The sequence below is a fragment of the Saprospiraceae bacterium genome (genome assembly GCA_016716185.1).
Lineage (GTDB): Bacteria > Bacteroidota > Bacteroidia > Chitinophagales > Saprospiraceae > Vicinibacter.
In genome coordinates this window covers 2293855-2315634 of sequence record JADJWV010000002.1, presented here as the reverse complement: position 1 = coordinate 2315634, position 21780 = coordinate 2293855, and the positions used below count along the sequence as shown (strand labels likewise).

The window sequence follows — 21780 nt, the reverse complement described above, 5'->3', positions numbered from 1 at the left end:
TTCTTTTCTGGGTATGTGTATTTGATTTTAGTCATTTATGACCATGATAGGGGTCATGAAAAACGCTACTGAAGCCCTTTACTTTTGTGAACCGTCATTTTATTTCCGAATACACGAAATATGAATAATATTCTGATTCCAGTGGATTTCTCTAATAATGCAGAGCAGGCATTGTTGTTCGGGCTTCACCTAGCGGAGAAGGAGAAAACTAAAGCAATTGTTTTGCACCTGGTTTCACCGTATAGCGGATTGAATGAAGGAGTTTACCAGATATATGATTTTTCCGATTACATCGATGAGAAAAGAAATTCTTTGAAAGAATATGTCGCCAGATTAATTTCCGAAAATAATATAAGCCAAATTGAAGTTGAAATCATCTGCGAAAGTGGAATCGCAGCTGATGAGATCGTCAATTATTCTATCGAGAAATCATGCGGATTGATTATTATGAGCAGTAGGGGATCTGGTAATATTTCTAAAATATTATTGGGAAGTACCAGCCAGGCTGTATTGAGCTTATCTAAAATCCCTTTAATGATTCTTCCTCAGGAATTTCAAATGGATAAGTTAAATGATAGAGTTTGTTTCGCAACCGATTTTCATTTAAAATTGAATAAAAAATCAATACAGTTATTTGAATTCTATAATTTTCTCAGGAATTCTAACATCCAGTTTGTACATGTACATAGTGAAAAGGATATAGTTTTTCGAGAAAAACATGAAGAATTGGTTTCATTGTTATTTGGTAAATTGCAAACGCATATTAAATACATCCTTTCTGATAGATTTGAGGAGTCCATAGAAACATACATGCAGACATCAGAGTCGGGATTGCTGGTCATGCTCCCTCATCAAAGAAATTTCCTGTATTATTTGTTTTTTAACGGACACACCATGCAAGTATTAAAAAAGCTGCACTTTCCCGTTTTGATCCTGTATGAAGGGTGAGTTGATCATTCATTGGTATTAAGCGCAATCGGCTGGTTTTATTGCCATCGCAGACCCGAATTACAAAACAGATTGTCAATTATTTACCCGATATTTGCCCTTCATGCACGAAACATTAGCCGGTACCCTGATCATTAGTTTGTTACATGCTTTGATACCCAGCCATTGGATGCCATTGGTTGCTTTCGCCCGTTTTCAAAAGTGGTCTAAGGATGAAACACTTAAAGTCAGTTTTTACCTTGCACTATCGCATGTTTTCAGCACCATTTTATTGGGCCTTTTATTGGGATTGGTCTTTAACGAACTCAATGAAGATTTTGGCCATATTTTTAAATGGATTGGCCCGACCTTGTTAGTTTCTTCAGGAATATATTTTATTTACAGGCACCATACGCATCATCATTTTCATATCGATGATCATATGCTGGATCAGACCAAAACTAAAAAACAGATTATCTATGCTTTATTGGCTTATATGTTTCTTTCGCCCTGTCTGGAAGTGGAAGCATATTTTGTAAATGCCGGCATCCAAAGCACTTCTCTTCTGTTGTATTGTCTGCTTAGTTATTTTATAATCAGTATTGTAGGAATGTTGATTTGGGTTTATGTTGCATTGAAAGGCTTTCAAAAGTTTGATACCCATAAACTGGAGCATAACGCAGGGATCATTACGGGATTAACCATGGTCATTACTGTATTGTTATCTTTGATCATCGATCACGCCTGAATGCAAGTATTTTTATTTATTCCACTGCATGTGATTAAGTTTTTTTATTCAGTTTAAACCAGGGTTTGGGCAATACGCTTTTTTTGATCATGACTATGAGATCCTTAAAGAAGTATAAGTAGATGCCCAAATAAAAAAAGCAGGCCAGGGCATAGGCCATACAAGCTCCGGTAAGTCCGTATTCACGAACTCCAATCAGCGAAAAACCCAATAAACAAACATGAAAACTGATATCTGCCTTCAATCCGGTGCGGAACATGGCTTTCGATGCAATGAGCAAAGCCAGAAGTCCTGCACATGTTTTGAAAAAATCGCCGGCCATTTGATAGGCAAACAGGCTTTCCATCGGTTGAAAAGAATCGGCTAAAAACACACTGATGATCAATTTTCTGGCAACCCAAATAGACAAGCAGACTAAAAACATAAAACCTGCAATGCGTTTAAATGCTTTTCGCATTTCCCGCACCAGCTCGTGGCTTTCTGTAATCGAAGACAACTGAGGAATAAAATATATGACCATGATGTTTGTGATCACCGTAAGGTACCTGTCTGATAAACTGAACATGGCTTGCCAAAGCCCGGCTGAATTAGTGTCCAAATGCCCTTCGACATTTTCTCTGATTAAAAACATGGTAATCATCCAGGTGAATGATGTGATGGCCGCATAAATCCCAAACCGGAGCAATTGTAAAGCGATCTCTCTATCCGGTTTGAAATTTAAATACGATATGTTTAAATATCCTTTTTTAATTAAGAAAACGGCTCCAATTGTGGTTACAAAAATTCCGTACAATGAATTTGAAAAAAGAGCTCCTGAGAGTTGGAAGGTATAAACAAAATAGCATGTGAACAACATGTTCAATACCGCAGCAGTTCCATTGATCAGCGCCAGTTTTTTTATTTCACCCAGCCCGTTTAATATTCCGGTAACTAAAATTTGAGAAGATATCAATAAAAGGAAAACACCGAACAGAATAAAGACCATGGATATGTTCAGCCCATTAAAAAACAAACGTTGCAACCAAACATAGCTGCTTAAAATTATAATGCAGCCTGCTATGCTGCCTATTAAAATCATGCTGAAGGCAGTTCTGACAATTTTTCGGATGGTCTCTTTATCTGTTTTGTGATCGGAAATGTATTTGACTACACCAACGGAGAGGGAAGCTGTGGAAAGTATGAGTATTAATCCCGAAATGTTGGCGAATTTTCCAATATATGCAGTACCCTCCGGGCCAAGTAATTTTGCAGTTACTTTTGTAATGACCAGACCCGTGATGAGGTTGATCACAGAGAATAATCCGCTGTATAAACTGGTTTTATAAAAATTCATTGATCTTTAGTTCATCTTGATCGTATTTCAATTGTGATCAACATTCAGCAACGTTTGGTCAACTTCATTGCAAGAAAAGGAGATAAGCTCACATGTCTGCTTGGCAACAATTTCAATATGAAATTCAATAAAAGGGCTATCAGATTCAAGATTGATTTTGCATAATGAGTATTGTAAAATCCTTTCAATGTCTGGAATTCAAAACCTGCGTCTGTTGCCGAGTGACGATAATCAGAAACCGGAACAAGCCGCTCTACCCAAACCCCAGTGTACGGATCGCAAGTATTGCTGGGATGGGGGAGTGGCTTTGGTAAAACGCCGGATTCTGAAAATAATTTTACGCGTTCTAGAATATCATGTTTAGTGAATCCTCTGTTTAAAACAGCCAATTTATTCAGAAGATCTTCATTTAAATTCGGAAATTCGTTTCGGATGATTTCTTTGCGAAGTACCATTCCACAATTCGCGCTGTTTAAAGTAGGGTTGTCCATTTCAGCTGGCGCCCCGTGATATTCGTAATTGTGATGAATTTTCCGATGGATGTGACGAACCATGGGATTATGAATATTGGCTGAAGTTGAAAAAATCATTGTAAAAGGCTGTTCCGAAAGCATAAAAAGTTCCTTAAAAAATATTTTGTAATCCGGAAGATGCTCGATTACGTTTCTGGAAACCAGTGCTTTAATATGCAGATGATTGGATTTACAAAAGTCGACTAAGTCCATTGTATCTCCAACTACAAAAAAGTCGGGAGTTGCATCGAGAAGGCGTCCAAGTTCCCTGATGCCTTCGATGTATTCCAGTGAAATATCGTGACACAAGCAGGATAATCCTACCCGTTTCACCAGTAAGGCAAACAAACCAATACCAGCACCATGATCTATGAGCACAGAAGATTCATCGATGGCCGGCATATCTTTCAATGCGTGATGTAACAAAAAAGCATTGCAATCGGTCACGTAGGACAGTTTTTTAAGATCAAAGCGGAGGTAACTTTTTACAGATTCATGCACCTGAATTCGTTCGATATCCAGGTTTCTTATGTCTTTTTCCAATTGTCTGGCTTTGGTAAGAATATTTTGGTATGTGTAAGTTGACCCCAATTTTTTGTTGATTAATTTTTATCGATAAAAGTTCTATGCCACAATTCAGCACTCATGATGCGCCAGAGTTCGTTTTCGCCAAAGCGTTTTGGATTCTTTTCCAATAATGCAGTAACTTTTTTCCCATGGATCCATGTCCTGCTCAGAAAGGATGAAGAATGGAGCAGCTCGCGGATGGGTTCATATAATTGTGTAGTGGTCCACTCAACAGTTGGAGTGCCAAAACCGATTTTGTCTTTACGTTTCAGGATGAGTTCGGGCACAATATTTCTCATGGCTTCCCGTAAAATATATTTTTGAACTCCTTTTCGGATCTTTAATGAAACTGGAATTTGCATTGATTTTTCTACCAGCCTGTGATCGAGAAACGGAACCCGGCTTTCAATTGAATTTGCCATGGAATTCCTGTCTTCCCAACGAAGCATATGCGGCAAATGTGTTTGGGTGATGGCGGCGATCAAAGCTGTTTCCAGATAAGAAGAGTCTGATGATTGGGTCTGTAGCGGATGCTCGCTCTGGTTATATCTTTGGTCAATTTCTCGAGGGAATAATTCTGGTGTAGCGTATTTGCGATATTCGAGATGTCTTATGGAAACCGGATTTCCATGAATCAAATTTTTTGCAAGATAAATTTGCTTTAAACAGGTAACCGGACCCTGATCTTTGAGCAAATGACCCAGGTTGGAGATTAGGCCATTCAAATTCCGTTTGCCATATAAATCCGCAATAAAGTATTTTAGAAAATAGGGATAACCAGCAAACAACTCGTCACCTCCCTGTCCGTTTAGCAGAACGGTGATTCCAGCAGATCTTACATTTTTATAATTTTGAAATGCGGAGAACGGACTGGCCCCGCTGGCCTGTGCATCCTGATGATAAATCCACTTGGCGACTTCCTCTATACTGATTTCATTCTTTGCTGTATAATAATTTGGATTAATCCCTCCTTTCTCTATGACTGATTTAATATAAACTCTTTCATCGTAGGGAGATCCTTCATAATAAACTGAAAATGTGTTAATGACGTTTGGACTGAGTTCACGTGCGAGGCAGCTTATCGATGATGAATCTATTCCGCCACTGAGTGCAATTCCCAATGGAACATCCGAACGGAGCCTCAGTTTCACGGAGTCTTTCAGCATGTCGGATATCTGAGATTTCCACATTTCTTCTGTTTTTGATAGATCTGCTTGCCCGGGATGCAGGCTCCAATACCTGTTTAGACGGATTCCGTTTTGGTCGACAAATGCATAACATGCCGCAGGAAGTTGCTGCACATTCTGTATAAAGCTGTCGGGATGTTCAAATAATTTAATATCCCTCAAAAAGTCGAGCATTACATTTTCATTCAAAACAGATTGAATAATGCCGCTGTGTGTAAATTGCTTTTCCTCTGAGCCCCAGATAAAACTTTTTCCATCAAAATAATACATCAGCGGTTTTATTCCCAGTCTGTCTCTAGCTACAAACAAACGTTTGTTTGTCTTGTCAAAGATGGCAAAGGCAAACATGCCTATAAATTTTTCAAGGCAGGATGATCCCCAGTGCAGATAGGATTGAAGTAAAACTTCGCTGTCGCTTTGAGATTTGAAGGTATAACCTAAACCCATGAGCTCTGCCCTGATTTCGACGTAGTTGTAAATCTGTCCGTTGAAGCAAAGAAAGCAGGTCTGTTCCGGATCGCTCATCGGTTGGTGCCCACGGGCAGATAGATCAATTATGGAAAGCCTTCTGAACCCCATTCCTAAATTGCTCCTGGATTCTGTTGGAAGATTTGGCCATTGCAATCGAACCTCTTCGATGCTATCTTCGCTGCTGTGACGGGTCACCATTCCCTGGTGGATATCCGCAAGCAAAAAACCTTCATCATCAGGTCCCCGATGTCTGATCAATCGGGTCATCTGCAAGAGTTTCCGGGTGTCGACAGGGGTTCCGTCTAAATTGTAAATTCCTGCTAATCCGCACATAGTGAATGGACAAAGTTAATCAAACAAGAGATTCAGGTTGCTAATGGTAAACCGACAGATCATGAATTGTTGTGGAAAACAGTATTTTTAGGCTGCATTTTGAGAAAGCTATTGATAATCAGTTATTACTGGCCGCCTTCAGGTGGATCAGGGGTACAGCGATGGCTGTATTTTGTGAAATATTTGCGCGAATGCGGTTGGGAACCTGTGATTTATACCGTTGAAAATGGAGAATTTCCTTTCATAGATAACGGATTATTAAGCATGGTCCCTAATGGAGTTGAAGTTATTCGCCGGCGTATTTGGGAACCCTATTCCTTTTTTAAAAACTCCGGGGTGGTTCGCATGCTGTGGATCCAACGATCATGAACAAGAGTAAAGATGCATCCTGGTTTCATAAATTAAGCATTTGGATCAGGGGCAATATTTTTATACCAGATCCCCGGGTATTTTGGGTGAAACCATCGGTACATTATTTAAGTGCTTATCTCAAAAAGCATCCTGTCGAACTTATCGTTAGTACAGGGCCGCCACACAGCATGCATCTTATTGCCAAACACCTACGTCAAAAACTAAGCATTGCCTGGCTTGCCGATTTTCGCGATCCTTGGACGCAGATATTTTATTTTGAAACCCTTCACTTGAACCGGCTTTCGCGATTTATTCATTCAAAATTGGAGAAATCCGTACTTCGACAGGCAGATGTTGTGGTTACTGTAAGCCGCTCCTGCAAGGATGATCTTGAAAGTATTTGTGGTAGAAAAGTGGAGGTGATCACCAATGGCTTTGAGCCTTTCGAAAATCGAAATCTGATAAAGCCAAATAAAGAAAGGATTGTATTGTTGTATGCTGGAGTGCTTACTCAGGATCGAAATCCGGAATTGCTTTGGAATGCTCTAAAAGAATATGTTGTTGAAAATCCCGATATTCAACAACGGCTTGAAATCAGATTTATCGGCAATGTAGATCCATATGTAGTACAATCTGCGAGAAGCATGAATGCATTTAAAGTGAATCATTTGCTGCCCATGTCTCACGAGGAATTGCAAAACCATTTGTGGGAAGCAGATGCACTGATGCTTATTGGTGTACCCGGAAATAAAGGTGTGGTTACGGGTAAATTTTTTGAATATTTATTTTTGAAAAAACCAATTCTTTCTGTTTCGCCTCCGGATAGCGATCTCGTTGAAATGCTCATTCAGACGCAAACCGGTTATAATGCCGATTTTATCGACCAGGTTGGTTTGCGCAATGCAGTAGACCAAATATTTGATACTCTTATCCATAAGAATTTTAAGCCCAATGAGCCTGTTATAAGTTCTTATTCCCGAAGAAACCTGACCCATCAAATGGCTGAATTTATGAATACGGCGGTAGAGCAATTCAAAAGCAAAGGACCTCATCAATAGAAATTAGGAAAGTACATTGTTTTGTTGTCATTACAAGGAATCCGTTTATAAATTCAAAATCTTCTTTCATTTGCATTTTTTTGTCTTGCTATATGAATTCTCCAGGAATCGGATAAAATCCGCAAGGGTCTGCTTGGTAAATCAACTGCAATGCAGCTGAACTGAAGCTATTTTATTTGTTTTCATTTCTTGAAGCAAAAATGAAAAAGGCCTGATTGAACGCTGTATCAGAAGATCCGGATCATTCACTTTAATTCTGTGTCTGGCATTTTTATTTCTTTGTACAACACAAAGCCAATAAACAGAATGATTAACAAGGAACATAACATGGAGAGTGTTTTACCCAGCATAAATGATCTGGGTTTAAATTCCATGACGATTTCGTGTGAACCGGAAGGAATCACTGCTGCTCTTAAAATGTAATTAGCCCTTATTAAATCAGTTTCTTTGCCATCGATATACATTTTCCAACCCAGGTCAGGACCGTACCAAACTTCAGAAAACACGGCAAGTTGATTTGTCGAGGTACTTGATTTGTAGGTAAGTTTATTGGGTGAATAAGCGGTGCATTGAATTGTGGCCGTGGGATCAGCTGTGATCATTTTTAATTGATCTTTAAATTCTTCATGAACAATGGCTGTTCGTTTAGGATCTATATTGCGGATCGATTCAATTTCTTCATCCGGAGTTTTTACATAATTAATGTCTTCAACAAACCAAACAGGACCGTTTGCGGATGCATTTGGAAGACTAACTTCCTTACCCGGTTGGCCCAGAATAAAATACTTTGTATTCAACATATTCATCACTTTCAAGCCTTGTAATATTTGCATTACTGCAGAGTCGGACTGTGCAGTTTGCAACTGGCTGCTCAGTTGTTGAATTTCGCGATCGAGGTGGTGATCGATCATATCCTGGTACCTCTGTAATTTGGCTGGATGATATCCACCGACGTGTTTGTGATGGAACGACGGTATGGAGCTGTTAAAGGTGTTTACAGTTAAATCCAGTACGCGGTGATACGATTTGTCGTTTAAAATTTGTTGGTCAACCGCCCTTGGTTTTTGAGTAGCGTCTTTCTTGGATTTACTGACAAAATCATCCTTATGGACATATCTGGTTGCAACGGTGCCGAAATCGAAACAAATAAGTACAGCTATGGCTACGGCAAGAAATTTACTGTTTAGTTTATTTTTTAAATGCAACCATAATGCTGATGCGCCTAAAAGAATAAACAAAAACGATCTGAAGGAATCTGACTGCAATAAATTCTTTCGGTCTTCAATCAATGCGGGTAAACTAAGTCCCTGATTGACGTAATTGGGATCTGAAGGATGTTCAAAACTGAATAGACTGCCACCCATCAGGGCTAATAAAAGACATAGCCCACCTGTAATACCCGCACTGTAGTACAAACTTTTTTGCAACCGATCTGCTGCCAATTCTTTTTTATTCCATTCGTAAAGTGCCAACATGGATAAAACAGGAACAAAATACGAAACGACAGATAACACGCTACTGGGAGCCCTGAATTTACTATACAAGGGTACAAAATCAAACATCAATTTATTGAGGATCTCAAAATTTTTGCCCATTGACAACAATAAGCCAAATGTAACTGCCGAAGCAATCCACCATTTTAGCGGGCCTTTGAGAATAAACAATCCCAAAACAAAAAGGAAGCATACGATAGCGCCAAAATAAAAAGGTCCGCTGGTAAATGGAAGGGAGCCCCAATATAAAGGAGCCTGAAATCTTTTGGGTGCCTGATATCCTTTTTTGCGTAATTCTTTTGCTGTTGCAGAATTTGAACCTGCAGGTTCTGAGGTGCCTCCGCCAGCGGCTCCGGGTATAAGGCAAGCCAATATATCCTGGGTTCCATTACTCCAATTCATTGCATAATCCCATTGCAATCCTGCTTTATTGACATCTGCCTGATTGTTGTCTGCTCTTTCAGCAAGAATATGTCCACCCCGCATGGTTTCTTTGGCATATTCATAAGTTGGCAATATTGAACTTGCCGAAGATAAAAATGCCAATACCAACAAACCTGACATCATCGCAGAAGGAATCAGAAAATTTTTAAAATTTCCATCCCTGAAATGAAAGTATGCATATGAAATAATTAAGGGGAGGGTCAGCAAGAATAAGTAATAACTCATTTGCACGTGGTTATTCAGAATATTGATGCCCATACCCAATGCAAACAGCGCTCCGCCTCTTAAATATTTTCCACGGTAGGAAACAATGATGCCTGCCATAATAAATCCTGCCATGGCAAGGACAACCAGTTTAGGCAAATGGCCTGCTTCCCAAACAATAAAATTTCCTGTTATTAAAAAAGTTGCCAGACTTCCTGTGAAAGCGAGGGGAACAGATAAACCTAGTACCAGATAAAAAATATAAAATGAAATTGCACAAAGAAAAAAAATAGCTATGGGTCCGGTAAGAAAACCAAGCGTCAGAATCGTTTGCACATAATTCAACAAATTGTAATGGGTGGGAGTTGCAATCTGATAAGAAGGCATCCCGCTGAACATACTTCCTGTCCATAATGCCGGATCATCCGGATGTTTTTTATTGTGGTCCAGGATTTCAGCTGCAGATCCCTGCCAGGAAGTAACATCACCCTGTTGGAAAACTTTCCCCTGCCAATGAGGTAAAAAGAAGTAGGATATGATCAAAATAAATAATCCAATACTGATGCAATGTGGTAAGAATTTTTTCAATAACGGGTTCTGCATTATCGTAAATTATGTGAAGTGAAAATCAGGACTAGTAACCGTCAAAAATACAAATTCGCGGCATTTTTCAATATATGTTAAATACGGGAACAGGAAGTTGAATCGGGTTTTGCCTGTTACAATTTTAAACGATTCTACCAAATCCTAAATTGCAGCATTGAAAATTATCTGAAACTTGAATTCAACGCTTCCAAAACAGTAGGATTCGGCAAAAGATCAGCTTCATTGAGCTTGTTTAAAGGACGCGTGGAAGTATTGAGCAATTGGTGGAGATCTTCCTGATCTTCATTGATATAGATAAGACCTGTAAGAATTTCTCCCTGGGCAGCGGCTTCGTGAAGTGCATGGACTGCAGAATCTTTTTTTGTGGGATCCCAGCCCTTCTGGAGTTTTCGGAGTTGGATGTGTGACCCATCGTGCATTTCTAACTGCAGACTCGAACCTTCTGAATATTGTGCCTTGATTTCTTCGGCAGGAGGAGTGAAATCAATGGTTGCAGTCATATCTATGTGTTGCCGGACGTAATCGTAGGATTTTGTGGAACCTACATTGTTGTTGAATGTAACACAGGGAGAGATCACATCGATCAATGCAAAACCCGGATGCGCTAATGCTGCTTTGATCAGCGGGATCAATTGCAACTTATCTCCGGAAAAGCTGCGCGCGACAAATCCAGCCCCCAACTCAATGGCTAATCCTGGAAGGTCGATATTTTGAAATTCGTTGACACTGCCGGCCTTACTTTTTGATCCTTTATCTGCAGTAGCAGAATCCTGACCTTTGGTGAGCCCATAACAGCCGTTGTTCATAACTATATAAGTGATATTCAAATTTCTGCGGATGAGATGAACAAATTGCCCCATACCGATTGAAGCCGTGTCACCATCTCCTGAAACCCCTAAATAAATAAGATCTCTGTTAGCAAGGTTGGCTCCTGTGGCAACAGATGGCATTCGACCATGCACCGAATTAAATCCATGAGAATTTCCTAAAAAATATGCAGGTGTTTTTGAACTGCAACCAATACCCGATAATTTAGCAAGCTTATGCGGTTCAATATTCAATTCAAAACACGCCTGAATCAAAGCGCCGCCTATGGAATCATGGCCACATCCAGCGCACAAGGTGGATATAGAACCTTCGTAATCTTTACGGCGGTATCCCAAATCATTTAAAGGCAATTCGGGATGTCTGAAATTTGGTCTTTGAAAACTCATTTTCTAAAAATTATGAAACGGGAATGGAAGTAGATCCTGCATTTGATTTGGATGATCCTGGCTTTACTTCGAGTTGCTTTGCAATTTGCGATTCGATGTGATGCGCAGTAATGGGTAATCCATCGTAGTTGAGCACGCGGATCAGTTTTTCAGGATTGATTTCAAGTTCATTGATCAGCAAACTCCTCATCTGGGCATCCCGGTTTTGTTCGATCACAAATATTTTGCGGTGAGATGAAATGAAATCAGAAACCTCGTCATTAAAAGGAAATGATTTTATACGCATCGCATCCATGGCAATACCTTGTGAGGAAAGATTTTCTTTGGCTTCGAGCGCAGAATAGACGGAAGTTCCAAAGAATATCATTCCAATTTCAGCGGTATTTTCCGTTTGATAGATTTCCGGACCCGGGACATATGACTTAATAGTTTCCCATTTTTTACTTAACCGGTCCATGTTTCTTTTATAAGCTGCCCCGTCTTCTGTATAAACTGCATATTCATCTCTGGAGGAGCCTCGGGTGAAGTACATGCCTCTGGTAGGGTGCGTTCCCGGAATGGTTCTGTAACTAATCCCATCATGGTCAACATCCAGATAACGTCCAAAACGATCTATGTTTTCCAATTCAGCAGCAGACAGAACTTTTCCTCTTTTAAACGTATATTTTTCGTCGATAGATAGGGGCTCGCTGATGTGATCATTCATCCCCAGATCCAGATCCGACATGACAATTACCGGTGTTTGCAATTGATCTGCCAGGTCAAATGCTTCACGGGTCATTTCAAAACATTCTTTGGGTGTAGAGGGAATGACTAATACATGTTTAGTATCTCCATGCGATGCATATGCTGCACTCAGGATGTCGGATTGTTGTGTTCTGGTGGGCATTCCTGTGGAAGGGCCGGTTCTCTGAACGTTAATTAGGACTGCTGGCACTTCTGCGAAATAAGCCAAGCCCAAAAATTCCTGCATCAGAGAGACGCCTGGGCCGCTGGTGGCTGTGAAAGCTCTTGCACCGTTCCACATGGCTCCGATGACCACACCGATTGCTGAAAGCTCATCCTCAGCTTGTAAAATAGCATAGTTGTTTTTTCCGGTTTGAGCATCCACTCTGAATTTCCCGGCATATTCGCTGAAGGCATCCACTACTGAAGTAGAAGGTGTAATCGGATACCAGGCTGCTACCGTTGCTCCTCCAAAGATGGCGCCTAAAGCACAGGCTGCATTTCCTTCAAATAAAATTTTATCTTTCAATAAATCCCGGCGTTCGAGTCTGTATCTCAACGGAAAGCTGTAATGATCCCGGATGTATTGGCTACCTAACTCCAGAGCTTTGTGATTCGGAGCGATAAGTTTTTCTTTTCCTTGAAATTGTTCGGCGATGATTTGTTTCAAAACATCCATGTCGAGATCAATCAATGCCGACATGGCACCTACGTAAATGATGTTTTTAAACAACAACCTTTGTCTTGGATCTGAATATTCCCTTTGAGTAATTTCTGTAAGAGGAATGCCGATGTAATTTACATCGTCGCGGATAAATTCTTTATGAAGCGGTTTGGTGTTGTCATAAATAAAATAAGAACCGGATTTTAAACCGGCAATGTCTGCTTTCATGCTTTGAGGGTTGACACAAACCATGATATCTATTCCTTCCCTTCTTCCCAGATATCCTTTCTCGCTTACCCGAACTTCATACCATGTTGGTAATCCCTGAATATTTGATGGGAAAATATTTTTTGGTGTGACCGGAATACCCATCCGGAATATAGCTTTGGCAAACATATTATTGGCACTGGCACTTCCGGTGCCATTTACGTTAGCAAAGCGAACTACAAAATCGTTGATCACAGGATGTGTTTGCATGAACCTGCTTTTGTAACTTGATATAAATATTTTTGCATATCCCAGGCAGCGGTAGGACATCTTTCTGCACATAAGCCGCAATGCAGACATACATCTTCATCTTTTACCATAACCCGGGTAGTTGGGAGTAAATCGGATATATAAAGGTCTTGCGAACGGTTGTTAGCTGGAGCGCTTAATCGGGTTCTTAATTCATCCTCTTCGCCATTCTCAACAAATGAAATGCAGGATGTAGGACATATGTCCATACAGGCATCGCATTCAATACATTTTGAAGTGGTAAAAACAGTCTGTACATCGCAATTCAGACAGCGCTGTGCTTCTTTAAACGCTACAGCAGGATCAAAGCCCAGCTCCACCTCTTTTTTACGGTCTCTCAGGGTTAAACTTTTATCGGCCTGAGGTACGGCAAACCGCAAATCATCGACAACCGAACTGTCATAGGCCCATTCGTGGATTCCCATTTTTTGCGAAACCAGGTTTACCATGGGTGGTAACCGGTCGTTGAGATCTTTTCCCTGACAGAACAAATCGATTGAAACAGCTGCCTGATGTCCTTGGGCTACAGCAGTAATGACATTCTTCGGACCAAGGGCTGCGTCTCCACCAAAAAAGACCTTTGGCAAACTGGATTGAAATGTTTTTTCATTGACTTCCGGCATCTCCCATTGATTGAAGTGAATTCCCAGATCCCTTTCAATCCAGGGAAAACTGTTTTCTTGTCCAATAGCCAGAAGAACGTCATCAGCTTCAATAAATACCTCCGGTTCTCCCGTGGGCAGCAATTTTCTTTTACCCTGGTCGTAGCTGACTGCCACTTTTTCAAAGGTCATTCCTTTCAGTTTGCCCTGTTCGACCACAAAAGATTTCGGAACATGACAATCCAATATGGGAATGTCTTCGTGCATCGCGTCTTCCTTTTCCCAGGGAGAAGCTTTCATTTCTGCAAAAGGGCTACGCACAACCACTTTGACCTCTTCTCCTCCCAGTCTTCGCGAAGTTCTGCAGCAGTCCATGGCCGTATTCCCACCACCTACTACAATCACTTTTTTTCCAATCGCATGGGTGTGTTCAAAGGCCACGCTGGCCAGCCATTCAATTCCGATGTAGATATTGCTTTTGCTGTCCCACCTGCCTGGTAATTCCGGTAAATCTTTGCCTCTGGGCGCCCCGGTGCCTACGAATACCGCATCGTAATCCTGGTCGAGGATTTCTTTGAGGCTATTCACGTATTTTTTAAAATGGGTCTGAATACCGAGGTCGAGTATATAATCCACTTCTTCGTTGAGCACTTTTTCGGGCAATCTGAATGAAGGGATTTGGCTTCGCATCATTCCTCCGCCCAGGTCCTGTTCATCAAAAAGATGGAGTTCATAACCCAATGGTGCGAGATCGCGTGCTACCGTAAGCGAGGCCGGGCCGGCGCCAATCAGGGCTATTTTCTTACCGTTTGGCTTAAATGGGCCTTTTGGCATGAATTTTTTAACGTCACCTTTGTAATCAGCGGCAACGCGTTTCAACCTGCAAATGGCAACGGGTTCTTCTTCAATTCGGCCTCTTCTGCATGCCGGTTCACAGGGTCGATCACAGGTTCTTCCCAGAACACCGGGAAATACATTCGATTCCCAGTTTATCATATAGGCTTCGCTGTATTTTTCAGCAGCAATCAATCTGATGTATTCAGGTACCGGAGTATGTGCCGGGCATGCATACTGACAATCTACGACTTTGTGAAAATATTCGGGGTTCTTGATATCGGTCGCTTGCAAAATGTTTTGGATTTTTAAAAGTCCACAAAGATATAACCTGCTTTGAAAAGACCAAGTTCAGATTATTGGAAGGTATATCGCGTTAATTCCTCAAAATTCGCTTTTCCGGCTCTGTTTTCAAGAAAAAAGAGCCACCCGGTCTCATTTACCGTAGTGGCTCTTTATTATTTTTTCCTGAGGGCTTCAAAAGCCTTTTAAAACCGGCTTTTGACCTTTTATCTCCAAACCGGATTGAACTCTGTTCTGCGGTTGGATTGTCTTCCCTCTTTGGTTTTATTGTCTCCTATAGGTCTGGATTCGCCATAACCGGATGAATTAAGTCTTTCAGCTTTTATGCCTTTCTTGATCAGATAGGCTTTGCAGGACTCAGCCCTTTTAATTGATAATTTTAAATTCTTCATATCATCTCCAATATCATCTGTATGACCTTCGATGTTGAGGTTCATTTCCGGGTATTTATTGAGGACATTGACTACATCGTTCAGAATTTTTGATGATTTCCCAGTGAGAACCGCTGTGCCGGTTCTGAATTCAACTGCGCGCATTGCAATGTCGAGGGTCTTTTTGTCTTCGACTTTAATTTCAGGACATCCGTTATTGGATGCGGGCCCTTTGGTATTTGGACATTTATCGACATTATCGGTTACACCATCTCCATCTGTATCGGGACAGCCATTAATGGTGCCGGCCAGATCGGGGCATGGGTCTGTTGCATCCGGGAAACCGTCGTTATCTCTGTCAGGAGGACAGCCATTGTTGCTTGCCGGACCAGGAACTTTTGGACATTTGTCATCTATATCAGCCACGCCATCCCCATCAGAATCCGGACAACCCTTAAGTTTGCCCGGGTCTTTAGGACAACGGTCGTCTTTGTCGGCAACACCATCTTTATCGGCATCAGGGCAACCTTTGACTGTACCGGCTACATCCGGGCAATCGTCATCCCGGTCGTATACGCCATCCCGGTCGCGATCGGCCGGGCAACCCTGATTCTCAGGAACGCCAGGCTCGTTAACACAGCGGTCACTTTTATTGGCAATGCCATCTCCATCATTGTCGGGACAGCCGTTGACTGTACCGAATTCTGTCGGGCACTCGTCTATTTTATCAGGTATTCCATCATTGTCTGTGTCTTTGCTGGGCAGGACCAATTTAAATCCAATAGCATGCTGCCAACTGTCTCTTCCATCTTCAAAAGCAAATCGGTAATCGGATTGTGCGGAGAGGAACACCTTTGGCGAAAGACGGATATCAAAACCTAAACCCAATGGCAGCTGAGCATATAAATTGTCGAAATCAAAATTAGGTGCCACCACACCAGCTCCTGTATAAATAAATGGGGAAATGGCTTTACCCTTAAAAAAATGAAGGTTTAGCAGGGCATCCAGACCTACGTACAGCCTGTCGTTGCTATAAGAAGTCACTTTCTTGGTAGCGTCGTTATAATTGGGAAGAGCAACTGAACCAATTCTCAAAGGCAGACTCGATGAAAACAGATTGCTATATTGTCTGTGAAAACCTAATTCTACGCCATTTGAAAGGTCGGAGAATATTTGCTTGTCGTCTTCATTGGGAGCAGTAAAATTGAACCATACGTGTTTAATAGACAACGCGTTTTTATCGTAATCATTCTGTCCAAAACTCAGTTGAAAACTAAGCAGGACCACTAAAGCAATTTGTAAAATTGGTTTTTTCATAAAATTGTGTTTAATTTAATAATAGATCAAAAATAATATAAAATCAAGCTAGTTGATAATGATTTTGCTGTAAAATCGAATTTCCTGTTGAATTTTGGGGTTCAAATTATATTGCGGTTAAGAGCTTTTTATTTTCAATCCTGGCAAGTAGAGGATCAGAATCGAAAATGCGAACTTCGCCACCAGTTTATTCAATGAAAATCCATAAGAATTTATTACTCGCCGTTTACAATGTGATCGTTGCTGTGATTAATGAGGCCGCATATGCAGACAAAACGATCGAACGTACATTGAAATCCAATCCCAAATGGGGATCGAAAGACCGTGCTTTTATTGCAGAAACTTCTTACGATATCATCAGATATTACAGGTTACTGGAGTATGTGGCTGAAAGTTCGGAGGATATCTGGAAAATCATTGCAGCTTATTTATGCCATCGAAAAACGGCAATTCCTGAATTTGATGAATTCAAAACGTTCAGCTCATTGCAGTTTGAGGCCAGATTGAAGGAGGCCTGTTCAGATGTCGGACTTCGCGAATCATTCAGCAATGAATGGGTGAGTTGGTTTCAGTCCAATTATCCGGATTCGTATGCTGATGAATTACACGCTTTAAATCAGCCGGCACCTTTGGTACTTCGAGTCAATACCCTCCGGATCTCCAAAGAAAAACTTTTCAAAATGCTGGTCGAAGCCGGACGTGAACTAACGATCGATGAGGGCTACCCGGATGCATTGATTGCCTCTAAGAAATGGAACGTTTTCCAGGATGATTTATTCAAAGCGGGATATTTTGAGATACAGGACGCATCTTCCCAACGCGTTGCAGCATTTATGGAATTAAAACCTGGGATGCGTGTCATAGATGCTTGCAGTGGCGCGGGTGGAAAATGTTTGCACATGGCAGCACTCATGCAAAATAAGGGGCAGATCATTGCGATGGATACAGGGGAATGGAAACTCGAAGAATTAAGGAAGCGTGCAAGAAGAGCAGGAGTACATTGCATCGAACCGAGGCATATTCATTCCAGCAAAGTCATTAAACGACTTCATGAAAGTTGCGATAGGTTATTACTCGATGTGCCTTGCAGTGGAACAGGAGTGGTCAGGAGAAATCCGGATACTAAATGGAAAGTAAATACAGCATATGTATCGAGAATGGCAGAAGTTCAAAAGGATCTCTTACATCGTTACAGCCTGATGTTAAAACCCGGAGGAAAAATGGTATATGCAACTTGCAGTATATTGGATTTGGAAAATTCAGATCAAATTTCTTATTTTTGCAGCGAACATCCAGGTTTTCAGTTAGAAGAAGAAATCAAAATAAGCCCATTTTGTAGTGGCTTTGATGGCTTTTATATGGCCAGGCTGAAAAGAATTTAATCCAAAAATCGATATATGAGAAATTGTTTCAATTTAGTATTGGTAATCATGGTATTGGAGTTGCATGCTACCAGCTGGCATGTTGGGCCCAATTCAATTTACAAAACACCATCTGCTGTTTCTACCCTGGTTCAGGATGGAGATAGTATTTGGATCGAAGCTGGTGAATATTTGAAAGACGTTTGCCTTTGGAAGGCCAATAATTTATTCATTTCGGGAAAAGGAGGTTATGCCCAATTGAATGCGGAACGGACAGCTTATGGCGGGAAAGCCATATGGGTCATCGCTGGCAACAATACACGAATAGAATTTATAAAATTTTCAAACTGCGAAGTCGTGGATCGCAATGGTGCTGGTATACGGCTGGAAGGAAAAAATTTATTTGTAAGCCAGTGCATATTTCATCATAATCAAAATGGAATTTTAACAGGGAACCAACCTGAAAGCGATGTGGTTATCGAGCATTCTGAGTTTGCACACAATGGTGCAGGCGATGGATTTTCACACAACATTTATGTAAATCACGTGAGGAGTCTCACAATTCGATATTCTTATTTTCACCATGCCTATTATGGACATGAAATTAAAAGCAGAGCAGATAAAAATATCATTTTGTATAATCGAATTACTAATGAAGATGGTGACGCCAGTTACGAAATTGATGTTCCGAATGGGGGACAGACCCTGGTCCTGGGAAATGTAATCCAACAAAGTAAATTTTCCGATAACAATACGATCATTTCTTATGGACGTGAAGGATTGACGAATACAGGTCCCCATAATTTTTATTTTATTCACAACACGGTTGTTAATAATGAGGATAAAGGTATTCTATTCAATATCCAGTCCAGGACGGACACATTGTTGTATGTAAACAATATCATTGCAGGTAATTTAACGGTATTGTCAGGCATCCCCAATACAGTCTTGCAAAGCAATAATATCATCCGGTTAAAAGTATCGGAGGCCGGATTCAAAGATCCTGATTCTTATGATTATTATTTATCCGACAGTTCTGTAGCAATCGACAATGCGAAAGAACTTCAGGGAGCCATGCTAGGATATGAATTGAATGCAGATAAAGAATACGTTCATCCTTTGGGATGGAAATTGAGATATCGCGATGCCTTCCCTGATGTTGGGGCCTTTGAAGAAAAACAAGTGACCCGAAACGAAGATCATAATGCGTACAAACGTTCGTATGTCTTCAACTATGATCATACAACTCAATGGCTTCATATCAGGACTGTTCTAGGGGATGCATCTGAAATAAAACTAATGCTGTGTAATCTGAATGGTCATATTATTTCTCAAAGAAAATTTCAGAATGAGGAAATAATTAATTTGTCAATTTATCCGGAAGGAATTTACTTGATTAAAATTTATCTTGGTGGAAGAGTGTTTGTTGAAAAATTGTTCAAGTCCAATTGAGTTGACATTATTGAATAAACCCAATTCATGTCATGGAATCCAGTTTCTTAGCTTAAAGGCTTAAAGCGAAAGGCTTAATCATTATGCATTAACCATTCGCTATTAACTTTAACTATTAACTATTAGCCATTCTCCATTCACCACGAAATTGTTCATTTTGCTTTACATTTGCTAACAAAATAATGTCGAGTGAAACAACCAGCGCTCATAGACCGCGAAATATTTTTTGGCGACCCTGAAATATCAGGTGCCAAATTATCTCCCAATGGAAAATGGATCAGCTTTATCAAACCCTACAAGGGAATTAGAAATATTTGGGTAAAAAAGTTCAATCAGTCTTTTGCTAAAGCAACTCCTGTCACTGCAGATGAAAACAGACCCATTACCAGTTATTTCTGGAGCAGGGATAGTAAGAACATACTTTATGTTCAGGACAAAGCCGGTGATGAAAATTATAAAGTCTATGCAGTGCGACCATCAACCAAAGTCGAAGATGGTGAATCTTCAGTGGTTCGTTTGTTGACAGACTTTGAACACGTACGCGTTTACATTTATGCCGTTGCAAGAAAAAGGAAGAACATCATATTTCTTGGGATCAATAACAGAGATGCTTCCTGGCACGATCTATATGCGCTTAACATTTCTACAGGAAAACTGAAACTGATCCGTAAAAATACGAAACGAATTGTTCAATGGATTTTTAACAGAGAAGACCAGTTAAGCCTTGCAGTTCGATCAAATGAAGACGGGAGTACCGATTTTCTCCGGATTGAGCAATCAAAATATGTACCTGTTTATCATTTTGATGTTCTTGATTCTGCCTATTATGTAAACTTTCACGAAGATGGCAGGCGAATTTATTTGGTCACCAACAAGGGAGAACATTCCGATCTTTCGCAGCTCATTTTACTCAATATTCATAATTCAGAGGAAGAGCTTGTAGAATCAGATCCCGAAAAGCATGTTGATTTTGGAAGTGCATTTTTTTCCGAGGCAGATAACCGATTCGTGGCAAGCTATTACACGGACGATAGAACGCGCATATACTGGAAGGACAAAAATTTTGAAAAAATTTATCTGAAATTTTCTGAGAATTTTCCAGGCAAGGAGGTGCATTTTACATCATTATCTACTGATGAGAATCGGTTGTTGGTGCTGGTGAATAGCGACCGCGATTGTGGTTCGGTATATTCTTATGATAGAATCAATGAAAAACTAAAGTTTCAATATAAACTTAGGCCAGAGTTAGACCCTAAAAAATTATCAGAAATGCAGCCCATCCGTTATGACTCATCGGATGGATTGGAAATCAGGGCGTATTTGACATTACCTGTCGGAGTTAAAGCCAAAAAATTGCCTTTGGTAGTGAATCCTCATGGTGGTCCCTGGGTAAGAGATTATTGGGGTTATAATTCGCTGGCACAATTCCTGGCAAACCGGGGTTATGCTGTTTTACAAATGAATTTCAGAGGCTCAACAGGTTATGGTAAAAAATTTCTCGATGCGGGAAACAGAGAGTGGGGTGGAAAAATGCAGGATGACATAACCTGGGGTGTCAAGCATTTGGTAGCGCAGGGATTGGTAGATGCTTCCAAAGTTGGCATCATTGGTGGAAGTTATGGAGGCTATGCGAGCCTGGCTGCTGCGGCATTTACTCCGGATGTATTTGCTTGTGCCATTTCTAAAGTAGGACCCTCTAGTCTTTTAACTTTACTTGCCTCGATCCCTCCTTATTGGGAAGCAGGAAGGATGATGTTCCATGTAAGAATGGGAGATCCAACCACTGAGGAAGGAAAAAATGCATTGATCGAAAAATCTCCGCTGTATTCAGCAGAGAAGATCAAATGTCCGCTGATGATCGTTCAGGGTGCAAACGATCCAAGAGTTAAAAAAGCTGAATCTGACCAAATAGTGGAGGCTGTACACAAATCCGGAAAACCCGTGATTTATTTGTGTGCACCAGATGAGGGCCACGGTTTTATTCATCCGCTCAACAACATGGCATTTTTAGCTTCAGCAGAGAAATTTTTGGCCCAGTCCATTGGAGGTCGTTATCAGGAAGAGATGAAAGATGATCTTAAGAAAAGACTTCTTGAACTCGATATTTCTCCGAAAGATTCCAACTAACCATGGCTGAAATATTCAGGGTGAATGCCATTGGAATTAAGTTTTCACGCAACAAATTC

At 40.6% G+C, this 21780-nt stretch carries 15 protein-coding genes; 7 read left to right on the top strand and 8 right to left on the bottom strand.

Translation table 11 applies throughout. The annotated features are described in order from the left end of the window. The first annotated feature begins 120 nt into the window (after positions 1-120). Both IPM34_10850 and IPM34_10845 read left to right on the top strand, forming a co-directional pair. Positions 121-948, top strand: coding sequence for a universal stress protein (locus IPM34_10850; protein MBK8956041.1), 828 nt, complete (start codon positions 121-123; stop codon positions 946-948). Between the two features lie 103 nt (positions 949-1051). Further along, positions 1052-1675, top strand: a complete 624-nt coding sequence (locus tag IPM34_10845; protein ID MBK8956040.1) for a hypothetical protein — start codon at positions 1052-1054, stop codon at positions 1673-1675. 34 nt (positions 1676-1709) lie between these two features. Here the strand turns inward: IPM34_10845 and IPM34_10840 are convergent, their stop codons facing one another. The 3 genes from IPM34_10840 to asnB are packed head-to-tail and all read right to left on the bottom strand — an operon-like array spanning position 1710 to position 6078. Beyond that, a complete protein-coding gene (locus IPM34_10840) occupies positions 1710-3008 on the bottom strand; it encodes an O-antigen translocase (GenBank protein ID MBK8956039.1) in 1299 nt (432 codons plus the stop codon). A gap of 44 nt (positions 3009-3052) precedes the next feature. After that, positions 3053-4111 (bottom strand): hypothetical protein, encoded by a 1059-nt coding sequence (locus IPM34_10835; GenBank protein MBK8956038.1) that lies wholly within the window; start codon positions 4109-4111, stop codon positions 3053-3055. Between the two features lie 11 nt (positions 4112-4122). Continuing rightward, positions 4123-6078: an asparagine synthase (glutamine-hydrolyzing) gene (asnB, locus tag IPM34_10830; GenBank protein MBK8956037.1), complete on the bottom strand. Its 1956-nt coding sequence runs from the start codon at positions 6076-6078 to the stop codon at positions 4123-4125. A 69-nt stretch (positions 6079-6147) separates the two neighbouring features. Between asnB and IPM34_10825 the strand changes: the two genes are divergently transcribed. Both IPM34_10825 and IPM34_10820 read left to right on the top strand, forming a co-directional pair. Continuing rightward, positions 6148-6447, top strand: a complete 300-nt coding sequence (locus tag IPM34_10825; GenBank protein MBK8956036.1) for a hypothetical protein — start codon at positions 6148-6150, stop codon at positions 6445-6447. Next, the gene (locus IPM34_10820; GenBank protein MBK8956035.1) at positions 6444-7487 is read left to right on the top strand and encodes a glycosyltransferase; all 1044 of its coding nucleotides are present in this window, start codon (positions 6444-6446) and stop codon (positions 7485-7487) included. The genes IPM34_10825 and IPM34_10820 overlap by 4 nt, the downstream gene beginning before the upstream one ends. A gap of 245 nt (positions 7488-7732) precedes the next feature. Here the strand turns inward: IPM34_10820 and IPM34_10815 are convergent, their stop codons facing one another. The 5 genes from IPM34_10815 to IPM34_10795 all read right to left on the bottom strand — a co-directional run bounded on the left by IPM34_10815 (position 7733) and on the right by IPM34_10795 (position 16781). After that, a complete protein-coding gene (locus tag IPM34_10815; GenBank protein MBK8956034.1) occupies positions 7733-10231 on the bottom strand; it encodes a YfhO family protein in 2499 nt (832 codons plus the stop codon). A gap of 164 nt (positions 10232-10395) precedes the next feature. Beyond that, on the bottom strand, positions 10396-11448 hold the full coding sequence (locus IPM34_10810) for a 2-oxoacid:ferredoxin oxidoreductase subunit beta (GenBank protein MBK8956033.1): 1053 nt from the start codon (positions 11446-11448) through the stop codon (positions 10396-10398). A gap of 10 nt (positions 11449-11458) precedes the next feature. Then, positions 11459-13315 carry a 2-oxoacid:acceptor oxidoreductase subunit alpha gene (locus IPM34_10805; protein MBK8956032.1) on the bottom strand — a complete coding sequence of 619 codons (1857 nt, stop codon included), beginning with the start codon at positions 13313-13315 and terminating at the stop codon, positions 11459-11461. Further along, complete coding sequence (locus tag IPM34_10800; protein ID MBK8956031.1) at positions 13297-15084, bottom strand: FAD-dependent oxidoreductase; 1788 nt, start codon at positions 15082-15084, stop codon at positions 13297-13299. The genes IPM34_10805 and IPM34_10800 overlap by 19 nt, the downstream gene beginning before the upstream one ends. Before the next feature lie 215 nt (positions 15085-15299). Continuing rightward, positions 15300-16781, bottom strand: coding sequence for an OmpA family protein (locus tag IPM34_10795; protein ID MBK8956030.1), 1482 nt, complete (start codon positions 16779-16781; stop codon positions 15300-15302). Positions 16782-16975: 194 nt separating this feature from the next. Between IPM34_10795 and IPM34_10790 the strand changes: the two genes are divergently transcribed. From IPM34_10790 to IPM34_10780, 3 genes are all read left to right on the top strand, one after another. Then, positions 16976-18163 (top strand): RsmB/NOP family class I SAM-dependent RNA methyltransferase, encoded by a 1188-nt coding sequence (locus IPM34_10790; GenBank protein MBK8956029.1) that lies wholly within the window; start codon positions 16976-16978, stop codon positions 18161-18163. A gap of 15 nt (positions 18164-18178) precedes the next feature. Next, a complete protein-coding gene (locus IPM34_10785; protein ID MBK8956028.1) occupies positions 18179-19594 on the top strand; it encodes a right-handed parallel beta-helix repeat-containing protein in 1416 nt (471 codons plus the stop codon). A 189-nt stretch (positions 19595-19783) separates the two neighbouring features. Then, on the top strand, positions 19784-21721 hold the full coding sequence (locus IPM34_10780) for a S9 family peptidase (GenBank protein ID MBK8956027.1): 1938 nt from the start codon (positions 19784-19786) through the stop codon (positions 21719-21721). Positions 21722-21780 lie beyond the last annotated feature (59 nt).